The organism is uncultured Tenacibaculum sp. (assembly GCF_947499065.1).
GTDB lineage: Bacteria > Bacteroidota > Bacteroidia > Flavobacteriales > Flavobacteriaceae > Polaribacter.
Genome location: NZ_CANMMT010000034.1, coordinates 1 through 401 on the forward strand (window position 1 = coordinate 1; position 401 = coordinate 401).

Genomic DNA, 401 nt, shown 5'->3' on the forward strand with positions numbered 1-401 from the left:
ATAGCATGTGCTAGTTTTTCTTTATCTATATAATCTTCTCCTACAGCAATGTTTTTGGCTATGGAGTCATTAAAAATGTATCCCTCTTGCATCACCACTCCTGAATTTCTTCTCCATTCTTTTTGTGAGATATTTTTAAGATTGAAATTATTAATCATAATGTCTCCCTGGTCTACTTGATAAAAACCAAGTAATAATTTCATTAGTGTTGTTTTTCCACTTCCACTAACTCCAACAATAGCAGTGGTTTTATTGGCTGGTATTTCTAGAGATAAATCTTTAAGTACAGGTTCTAATCCACCTGTATATCTGAATGAGATGTTCTTTAATGTAATAGCTGCATTATCTGGGATATTAGTTACTTTCTCATCATTTGGATTTTCTTCATCTTCCATATTATG

1 protein-coding gene is annotated in these 401 nt (G+C 31.7%); it reads right to left on the bottom strand.

The window, feature by feature from the left end; genetic code table 11:
• The coding region (locus Q0958_RS18875) for an ABC transporter ATP-binding protein (protein WP_299126120.1) at nt 1-401 on the bottom strand (401 nt) is incomplete at both ends.